Source organism: Bariatricus sp. TF06-38A (assembly GCF_027690675.1).
Classification (GTDB): Bacteria; Bacillota; Clostridia; order Lachnospirales; family Lachnospiraceae; genus Allocoprococcus; species Allocoprococcus comes.
On the sequence record NZ_JAQFCE010000035.1, the window covers coordinates 21,137 to 31,447 of the forward strand.

Annotated in this window: 9 protein-coding genes, 1 tRNA gene and 1 riboswitch; all 10 genes read right to left on the reverse strand. The window is 42.1% G+C overall.

Going from position 1 to position 10,311, the window contains the following annotated elements; genetic code table 11:
- Positions 1-351: 351 nt before the first annotated feature.
- A complete protein-coding gene (locus PG418_RS17560; protein ID WP_498837797.1) occupies positions 352-1,230 on the reverse strand; it encodes an NAD(P)-dependent oxidoreductase in 879 nt (292 codons plus the stop codon).
- 11 nt (positions 1,231-1,241) lie between these two features.
- Positions 1,242-2,486, reverse strand: coding sequence for a 3-isopropylmalate dehydratase large subunit (locus PG418_RS17565; RefSeq protein WP_055157887.1), 1,245 nt, complete (start codon positions 2,484-2,486; stop codon positions 1,242-1,244).
- Between the two features lie 17 nt (positions 2,487-2,503).
- Positions 2,504-2,995: a LeuD/DmdB family oxidoreductase small subunit gene (locus tag PG418_RS17570; RefSeq protein WP_498837798.1), complete on the reverse strand. Its 492-nt coding sequence runs from the start codon at positions 2,993-2,995 to the stop codon at positions 2,504-2,506.
- 33 nt (positions 2,996-3,028) lie between these two features.
- On the reverse strand, positions 3,029-4,279 hold the full coding sequence (locus tag PG418_RS17575) for a 3-isopropylmalate dehydratase large subunit (RefSeq protein ID WP_055157885.1): 1,251 nt from the start codon (positions 4,277-4,279) through the stop codon (positions 3,029-3,031).
- A 3-nt stretch (positions 4,280-4,282) separates the two neighbouring features.
- Positions 4,283-4,765, reverse strand: coding sequence for a LeuD/DmdB family oxidoreductase small subunit (locus PG418_RS17580; RefSeq protein ID WP_044998914.1), 483 nt, complete (start codon positions 4,763-4,765; stop codon positions 4,283-4,285).
- Between the two features lie 106 nt (positions 4,766-4,871).
- Positions 4,872-6,017: a beta-aspartyl-peptidase gene (gene iadA, locus PG418_RS17585; protein ID WP_195371477.1), complete on the reverse strand. Its 1,146-nt coding sequence runs from the start codon at positions 6,015-6,017 to the stop codon at positions 4,872-4,874.
- Between the two features lie 74 nt (positions 6,018-6,091).
- The gene (locus PG418_RS17590) at positions 6,092-6,814 is read right to left on the reverse strand and encodes an EAL domain-containing protein (RefSeq protein ID WP_498837801.1); all 723 of its coding nucleotides are present in this window, start codon (positions 6,812-6,814) and stop codon (positions 6,092-6,094) included.
- A complete protein-coding gene (locus PG418_RS17595) occupies positions 6,757-8,016 on the reverse strand; it encodes a diguanylate cyclase domain-containing protein (protein ID WP_498837799.1) in 1,260 nt (419 codons plus the stop codon). The genes PG418_RS17590 and PG418_RS17595 overlap by 58 nt, the downstream gene beginning before the upstream one ends.
- A 19-nt stretch (positions 8,017-8,035) precedes the next feature.
- Complete coding sequence (locus PG418_RS17600) at positions 8,036-9,685, reverse strand: sensor domain-containing diguanylate cyclase (protein ID WP_498837800.1); 1,650 nt, start codon at positions 9,683-9,685, stop codon at positions 8,036-8,038.
- Between the two features lie 149 nt (positions 9,686-9,834).
- A riboswitch (cyclic di-GMP riboswitch) is annotated at positions 9,835-9,918 on the reverse strand.
- Positions 9,919-10,190: 272 nt separating this feature from the next.
- A tRNA-Cys gene (locus PG418_RS17605) sits at positions 10,191-10,261 on the reverse strand.
- Positions 10,262-10,311 lie beyond the last annotated feature (50 nt).

Genomic DNA, 10,311 nt, shown 5'->3' on the forward strand with positions numbered 1-10,311 from the left:
CATTTGAAAGTACTTTCGCAATGATTTTTTTATTGTACTCTAATCAATATTCCTTAATCGATAGTTCATTTTTCCTTAAGAAATTTTCTTTTTCTTTTATGATATAGACATATTTTGAACACAATTTATCTGTATACTAAGAGTCAGATAGTTGATAAACAACTATCTCCCCCCTCATAAAGTAAGCGCAATCGGGTTACCCCGATTGCCGCACTTTACTCTCATTCCTTTAGAAATTAAATAAAAGCACAAGAAAACCCGCTGGTCGAAAGATCAGCGGGTTTTCTCGTTACTGTTTATGAAACACAAAATATCAGGGAGCTGCAAAACAGCTCCCTAAATCACATACGATTATTCTTCTACATCCTGCACATCATAATACTTGATCAGCGCCTGTGTCCCAAGATCTCCAAGCCCTTCCTGTGCCAACTCTTCATAATTTGACAGTACCAGACTCAGCACCTCAAGACTCAGTCCGCTCATATTTGCCTCAGTCAGCGCAAGCTTCATATCCTTGATGAAATGCTTCATAAAGAATCCCGGTGCATAATCTCCGGCAATGATCTTTGGTCCGAAAGCATCCAACTGTTTGCTTCCTGCTGCCCCGGTAGAGACCGAATCAAAAAGGACATTCAGATCCAGTCCTTTGGCCTGCGCATAGGAAAAGGCCTCACATACACCACTTAAGGCACCGGCGATCATAATCTGATTAGCAAGCTTTGCATGCTGTCCACATCCGGCTTTTCCCTGATAATTGATGTTTGTTCCCATTGCTTTGAAAAGCTCCATACAAGCTTCATAATCTTCTTTCTCGCCGCCGACAAGGATGGATAATGTAGCGTTTTTTGCTCCGGTATCCCCACCTGTTACAGGCGCATCCAGCACATGGAATCCTTTTTCTGTGCCCTCTTTTGAAATCTTTTCTGCAAGCATCGGACTTGTAGTTGTCATATCGATCAGATAGGTTCCCGGATCTGCATTTTCCAGAATACCGCCTTCATCGAAGTAAACCTCTTCCACATCTCTCGGAAAACCAACGATGGTGATCACTGCATCACATCCAGGTACACATTCTTTGATAGATTCATGGAAAATTGCACCCTCGCTGATCACATCATCGACTTTCGCTTTTGTTCTTGCGTAAATATGCAGTTCATACCCTGCTTTCATAAGGTTGCGCACCATGGATTTTCCCATGATGCCAACACCGATAAATCCAATTTTTTTCATAGTGAACTCCTCTACTTTGGACTTACAATCTTTCCTGCCACCGCGCAGCTTGCCGCTGTTTTCGGAGATGCCAGATAAATCTCGACCTTAGAAGTTCCCATACGTCCAAGGAAGTTACGGTTGTTGGTTGCAACCACACGTTCTCCGTCTGACAGAATTCCTCCGGTACGTCCACAGCAAAGTCCGCAACCCGGATGGGTAATGATCGCACCTGCCTCAGATAAAGTCGTAAGGATTCCCATATCTGCTGCCTGTTTGTAGATCTTACGGCTCGCCGGAGTCACGATCAGTTTTACAAAATCCGCAACTTTTTTGCCCTTTAACACTTCTGCTGCTGCCTGAAGATCCTCCAGACGTCCGTTTGTGCAAGAGCCGATAAATACCTGATCGATCTCGGTTCCTTCTACCTCAGATACATTTCTGATCTTGTCAACCTGTGACGGAAGGGCCATAACCGGTACAAAGTCCTCTGCTTTATAAGTGATCGTTCTCATATAAGTTGCATCCGGATCACCAACCAGACTCTTCTGATAATCATTTAATTCAATATTGCAATACTCGGCAGTTTTCTCATCCGGTGTGAAAAGTGCGCATTTTGCACCTGCTTCGATTGCCATGTTTGCCATTGTCATACGACTTGCAACTGTCATATTTTCAATGGTGCTTCCGGCAAATTCAAGTGCTCTGTAAGTAGCACCGTCTGCTCTCAAATCACCGATCAGTCGTAAGATGATATCCTTTGACATGACATTTTCCGGAAGTTCACCATCGATCACAACTTTGATCGTCTCCGGTACCTTGATCCACATCGTTCCGGTTCCAAGGATACTCGCCATCTCGGTATAACCGATACCAGATGAAAATGCTCCAACACAACCATAAGTTGTGGTATGGCTGTCGGTTCCGAATGCGATATCACCCGGTTTAACATAGCCAGCCTCTGTCATCAGCTGATGGCAGATTCCGTCACTTCTGTGTACATGTGTAAGTCCGTATTTATCTGCAAATGCATCTCCGGTACGAAAATGTCTGGTATCATCCTGCTGACTTGCCGGAACCAGATGATCATAGATCAGAACAACCTTGTCCGGATCATGCAGTTTCGTAAATCCCATTTCTTCAAATTTTTCTGCCACAAAGGGGATGAAAATATCATGAATCATCACGCGGTCAACGTTAACCGTCACAATGTCTCCCGGCTTTACGGCTTTTCCTGTATTATGTCTGATAATTTTTTCAATAATCGTCTCGCCCATTTTCTTCTCCTTTCCGGTTAATCCAGTCCATTCAGCTTGCGCATGGCTTTTACCAGACCGCCAGCCTGAATAATGCTCATCAGATTCTCCGGCAGAGAAGCAATCGGATATTCCTTGCCATTATAATCCACATGCTCATTCATCACTACCGTGATCTCGTCGCCCTCTTTCATATCATCATAAAGTTCCAGCTGTTCAATCAGAAGAAGTCCGTTGTTGATCGAATTACGGAAAAAGATCCTTGCAAATGATTTGGCGATCACACACTGCACACCCATTGCCTTGATGATCTCCGGTGCCTGTTCTCTTGACGAACCGCAACCAAAGTTCTTTCCTGCTACAATGATATCCCCCTTCTGGATCTGTCCGGCAAGTTCCGGACGAAGAGGAGAAAAGCCATACTGCTTCATATCATCGATTGTCTTGAGTGCAAGGTATTCAGTTGGAATGATGATATCGGTATCAATGTCATCTCCAAGAACCCATACACGTCCTGTAAATTTATCCATCTTATGTCACCTCGTCAAACGTAATTTCGTCTCTTACACATCACTTGCCAGTGCAATTTCTCCGGCAATGGCAGATGCTGTAACGGTTGCAGCCGATCCAAGATATACCTTGGAACTCGGATGTCCTGCACGTCCCTTAAAGTTGCGGGTTCCTGTACTGATCAGGACTTCATTTTCACCGATTACGCCCTGGCAGCTTCCCCAGCATACACTACAGTTCGGGTTCATCACGATCGCACCTGCATCCATGAAAATGTCGATCAGTCCTTCTTCCAGAGCCTGTCTGTAAATAGTCTGACTTGCCGGAACAACAAGGAATCTTACTTTTTCAGATACTTTCTTTCCTTTGATAACCTGTGCGCCTACACGGAGATCTTCGATACGTCCGTTGTTGCAGGATCCAAGGAATGCCTCATCAATCTTGATACCTCGCACGTCTTTTGCCGGCGCAAGATTGTCTACAAAATCCGGTTTTGCAACAACCGGCTCTACCTTGGATAAGTCAAATGTATATTCTCTTACATAATGCGCATCCGGATCGCTGTGATATACAGCCTTTGGCTCGCGTCCATGCTCTTTTAAATATTCCATTGCCACATCATCAACTTCAAAAATACCGGTCTTAGCTCCGGCTTCTACTGCCATATTGCAAAGTGCGATACGGTCACTGATTGTCAGAGTCTTCGCGCCCTCTCCGGTAAATTCCATCACCTGATAGTTACATCCGTTGGCTCCGACTTCACCGATGATGGTGAGGATCAGATCTCTCGCATATACACCTTCCGGCAGCTTTCCAACCAGGTTGAATTTCACAGTCTCCGGTACCATTACCCAGGAAGTTCCTGTTACCATACCGTAAAGGAAGTCTGTACATCCAACACCGGTTCCGAATGCACCAAGTGCACCGTAAGAACAGGTATGGCTGTCTGCACCAAAGATCAGTTCTCCCGGACGAACATAATTTTCCATCATAATCTGGTGGCATACACCTTTCCCTTCCCAGAAATCAATGTGGTTTGCCTTTGCAAAATCACGCATCTTCTTCTGGGATGCGGCTGTCTTCGGACAGTCAGACGGTACGTTATGATCTACGATAAATACCAGCTTGCCTGTATCTGCAATATGTGGATTTTTTAATTTATTATTATACATATCAACGGTAAGATGTGTAGTTCCGTCATTACTCATCAGACGATCCAGTTCTACTGTATGGATGTCACCCGGCTTTACGCTTTCCACACCGGCTGCCGCTGCAATGATCTTTTCAGCAATTGTCATTCCCATCGTCTATTCCTCCTCACGGTTCAGAGACGCAATAAGTCCGCCCTGATTCAAAATATTCTGCATATATTCCGGCAGTTTTGTGCAGGAATAAACCTTTCCATTTGCCTCAGCGGTTCCTTCCAGCATATGAAGCTCCATCTGATCTCCGGTCTTTACTTCATCCGGAAGGTCTTTACAGACAATAGCAGGAAGTCCGATATTGATAGCATTTCTATAAAAAATTCTTGCAAATGATTTTGCGATAACAGCTTTTACACCTAACGCTTTTAACACACCCGGAGCCTGCTCTCTGGAAGATCCACATCCAAAGTTCTCTCCTCCGACCACGAAATCTCCCGGTTTTACCTTCTGTGCAAAATCCGGATCCAGAGATTCAAATGCGTGGCTCTTCATCTCCTCAAGATTCGGCAGCAACAGATACTGGGATGCGATGATCTGGTCTGTATCCAGATCGTTATGAAATTTAAAAATAGTCCCTTTTTCCATAAAGCATATTCCTTTCTGTATACACATGATTCCTTTATTTTAAGGCTTTTCCGGCATTTCCGCAAGGGAATATTTTAACAGGCTAACGTTGTACTTTATTCAATTCCTATTTTTCATAGGTTCCCTTGCAAATGATTTTTTCTTTTTGCATAAAGATTTTTCCACCTGCAATATAACTGTCAAGCTTCAGGTCATTGTCCCACAAAAGCAGATCTGCATCGGCTCCTTTTTGTATTGTCCCTTTCTTACCCTGCAATCCCAGTGCCTCCGCTACATGTGATGTCATATATGGAAGTGCATCTTCCAGCTTCATATCAAGCTCATGTACCATATACAGAAGTTCTTCCCGCAGCGCATCTACTGAGGAAACACCGATTTCCAACAGGCTTCCGTCTTCTCTGTATTTTGACCAGCTTCCGTGTCCGTCGGAGCTGATGGTAATATGCTCTGTCGGGATTCCCTTTTCTTTTGCTTCTAAAATGCATCCGCCCGGACAAAAGTCCTCACTGATGCCACAGGTGAGATCGATGTATCCACCCTTTTCAAGCAACTGATAGCCCTCTTCCAGAAGACCTTTTCTGCGGTTCACATGAGTCGGACGGAAAATCTTGATCGGAATCATACTCTTTTCCAAAGCTTCAAACACCGGCGACAATCCAGCATCTGCATCTCCCATATGCAGCACCACGATTCCAGGTTTTCCGCTTAACATACCTGCCGTTCTGGTCTTGCTCGCAAGTTGGATCAGTTCACTTTCCGTCACATTCGGTGCCCGATGATCTGAAATGGCAAGTTTCACGCCAAGTACTTTTTCAACAAACATAATATCCCGATCTACCTCTCCGGTAATAGTCGGACTTGGATATCCATATGCACCGGTAAGCATATACGCACTTACCCCTTCTTCGCATAAAGCCTGTACTTTTGCGTAAAGATTTTCAACACTCCTTGTAAGTCCGTCCGTTCCAAGAAGTCCTACAACCGTTGTAATTCCGCCTTTTACCAGTTCTGACAGCTGAAGTTCCGGTGTACGGGTATGAAAGCTTCCTTCCCCACCGCCTCCGGTAACATGAACATGCTGATCAATAAACCCCGGTGTAAGAATTCTTTCCTCTGCATCAATAACTTCACATGCGATCGGAAAATCCTCGATCTTATCTTCAATACATTCAATTTTTCCCCCACATACTAAAAGATCCTTTTTTCCAACATACTCCGGTGCATAAACTTTTGCATTTTTAATAAGTAACATTTCTTTCCTCCTCTTTATGACATTCTTTTATTTTCATACATTAATTTGTCTGCCTGATGAATTGTCTCTTAATTTTATCTTTCTATATTATCCTGCTTCTTCAGCAATTCCAAAAGCTCTTTTTCAGGAAGCGGCTTGGAAAAATAATAGCCCTGAATCATCTCGACTCCCCAGCTGCTGATCTGTTCCATTTCTTCCTGTGTTTCCACCCCTTCGGAAACAATATGATAATTCATTTTATGAAATGTTTCTACAACACTTTCATAGAAAATTGCCCGTTTCTCATCCCTGCAGATATCAAAAAGCAGAGATCTGTCAACCTTGATCACAGAAAACGGAAGCCTCATTACCGTATTCAGATTCGCATATCCGGAACCAAAATCATCCAGACACAAACCAATGCCAGCGGCCGTAAATTCCTCCGCAACTCTTCTTAGACCCGCATTGCATTCAGTCGCAACCGTTTCCGTGATTTCAAACTGTATCCAGTTATGTGGAATCTTATAAGCATCCATAATCCGGATAAAATGTCTGCTACAGTCATTTCTCATCAGATCCAGAGAAGACAGGTTCACTTTTACATTCAGAAGATGCCTCATCAGGTATCGGTTTTCTCCTAAAAATCTGCAGACACGACTAAACTGTAGATCTGTGATCTGTTCGATCATATGATTTTTTTCTGCAATCTGAATAAATACATCTGGTGCGATCCAGCCAAGCTCCGGATGCTGAAGGCGACTTAGCGCTTCCAGTGTGATAAAGCATTTTTCCGTGTAGAGTAAACCGGCTGATAGTATATCTCGAACAGATCCTCTGTAATCGCCTTATGCAAATACTGTTCTACCCGTTTATTATAAAGGAAACCATTCATCGTCTGATAATCATCCTGTATCACCTCTGTCAGACCATTTTTCGCAGATAAGGCTTCCAGATATTCAGCATATTCTAGAATAAGCCCGCTGTCTCCGAGTTTCTGCGCATTCATGATCCCGCTTATGATCACAGGCATCGTAATAATTTTATTGTTGACATTCAGCTTACTGTTTCCATCAAACATTCTCTTCAGCTGCGTAAGATAATATTCATATTCTTCAAGTGAACCGGTGAGTATCATAAAACTCTTTCCCGTTGTACGAAATGCTTTTTTCCCGCACATCTCACCAAGTTTTCTTGCTGTCAGCTTTAAGATTGAATTACCGCCCTGTACCCCTGCGATTTTATTAATGTGCTTCAATTGATAAAGATACACCGTAATAATGTGAAATGATTTTCCCGCACTGATCAGCTCATTGCTTTTTCTGACCAGATACAGATGATTATATAATCCGGTAAGTGTATCGATATTTGCATGAGGATTGTTGATCGTAATAAATAGTACCAGAATTCCCAGACTCATACCAAACCCTGTTGTAAGAAGCGGATGATATAAAAGCTGGATCACCACTCCCGCACCGGATATCAACAGGATTTCCAGCAGACTCTTCACTTTTTGATAGCCCAGTTTTTTCCGCCATATGACAATAAGGATCAAGGCTGCTGCCATATGACAAAGTGCACTGTAATACATCAGCATATACCATGGACCTTTCATATAGCCTGCCGGTATATCAAAATAAAACAGCTTTTCCGTGAACGGGTTTGTCAGAATCATCCCCATCAGAATGAATGTCGGCACACCTGATAAAAACATCTTTTTTGCCGAAATGATCTTATTATCATGTAATGTCTGAATATAACAAATCACCGTAAACGGCAGCAATGCCTGAAGCAGATAAAAGATCGTTGTTGCAAGCATTGCAGCAATTTCACAATTACTATTTGGAAAAGAAATATAATAATTACTGGCAAGTTCCGCAACCACATCTAAAATACCGATGATGGCAAAGGAAAGGAATACCTGATTATTCAGATCCTCTGCTCTTTTCTGTCCCAGAAAATACCATAAAACCAGCAACAATATAACCATTGCCGCAATAAGAAAATCTATATTATAAGTCATATTTATCCTCCGCCGGTTTTTATTTATTTGAACAAAGCATATCGTCTGCCTGCTGTTTCCAGTCACTGAACGAAAGAAGACTACCATTCTTTTTTCTCAGATAACTATACCCGAACTTCAGCCGCACAGGCTGTCTGTTTCCACATTCTTCTTCCATCTCTTCTTTTATAAAATGCTCCCATTCTTCCGGTGTCTTTTGCGGGTTTTTTACGATAATCGCAAACTCACCACCATCAACACGAAAACTTACTGCCTGCTGTTCCAGAACACTCCTTTCTGCACTCTGGATGCTTCTTGCCGTTCGGATAACCGTTTCATCACCCATCTGCCTTCCAGACATATCATTAATCTTCTTCAGTTCTGCAATTTTCACAAACAACAATAATACATTTTCAAGTAAAATCGCACCCTCCTGGATCTCTTCAATATACATCTCAAATGATTTCCGGTTTTTCATATCTGTCATCCGGTCTTCCAAGGACATTCTCCTATAAACCTCCTGTTCCAGGCAAAACTGAATGTTGTTGGATACTTTACAAAGCAATCCCCAAAACAAAACAGCAATATAAAGAAGAATGCCAAACTGGAAAATAGATTCATACCAGTAAATGGATAATACCCAGTACAGTACCAGTGCGATTACACCGCTTATCCCTAATACACCAAATGCCTTTAGACAGAGATTTACTTCCTTCTCCTGCGTTTTCCGATACTCTTTCCACAAAAGAAGAATCATAGACACAACCCCCGTAAATAATAAAAGATGTGTGATAAATAGCATGTCTATAAAAGGAATCCTAAACAGAAAATACAAGAATCCCTGTAAAACAGCATTTGCATAAAGAAGAAAAATCCAGATCTGCGGTATCCATCTTACACTTTCACTCACTGTATTTTGTACAAATAACAGCATGGGAACAGGCATCGTCATAAACGCATAAAAGGATATCAGTGTTCCTGCTGCGTTCTGACTTCCATACATCTGATAAATCCCTGAATCAAAAATGCACCACAGACTGCATAGAATCAAAAACAGTGCTACATTTAAAAATCTCTTTTCTACAATTTGTCTGTGTCTGGTATATAAAAAGACAATCACCGAGACGAGACCGAGACCAGTCATTCCCAAAATCATCAGTATCGAAAAAAATGATCCTAGCAGATGCTGCCTAAAAATAAAACAAAACTCTCCGATCATCGGGGCATACACATATAGTCTGGCATTCTTTTTAGTTTCATAGCTGATTGATAACACTTCCTGCCCGATTTTCTCCGGCAAAGAAATATCTGCCCATATTTTCCCTTTCATCTGCCTGTTTTTTTCAAATCTGTTATCCTTATATTGGTAGAGAAGCCGGTCTCCTATGCAGACTTTCAGCTGATCCTGTATTCCTCGGATCGACAAGATTTTTCCCTTATCAGCCTCTGATAACATATCATTGTAAAGAATGATCTGCCCATCTTTATCCGCTGTAACAAAACACGGCAATTTGAGCTCCGTCTTTTTCCCATCCTTCAGCTGATACCATCCATTGCTGAAGGTGTACAACTCGCCCCTTTCCGACTCCGTACCCGGCTGATACAGTATTCTGACAAAAATAAGCAACAATGTCACAATGAGCATAATGCAGAATGCTTCAATTTTTTTCCATTTCTTTCCTTTTTTCATTTCCCTCATCTCCTATGCATTCTGCCGGAAGCTTTTCTACATAGAAAATGTAATTTCCTATGTAAAAAAGTCACCTGTATAACGCAGGTGACTAAAATTTAAGCCGAATAGCTTTTTTCACTTACTCTATTAACCTATCCGCATCTTCTTATTGCAACCGGCTGACATAGCGTACTGCCTTAGTCCCTTTGGCTTTGCGTCACAGTTTTTCAACAGCTTTGCCCCTATAAACATAATTCAAGTATAGCATATTCAAGATGACGAAACAATATTTTAATTATTATAATAATCTATAGTTTTACACATAATCCATAACAAGAAACATCGGATACTTTCTGATATATTTTTCCATCTGCTCAATGGCTCCCGAAAGCTGATTTTCAATATATTTTCTGTTATTTTTTGATGTAGGAAGCACATTCTTCACATACCGCATTTTTATATATGGTATATTATATTTGTATACCAAAAAATCTGGAAACAATTGTTTCCAGATTTCTCCTAGAGGCGCCAACCAGATTTGAACTGGTGATAGAGGTGTTGCAGACCTTTGCCTTACCACTTGGCTATGGCGCCAGATGACTCCGACGGGAATCGAACCCGTGTTACCGCCGTGAAAGGGCGAT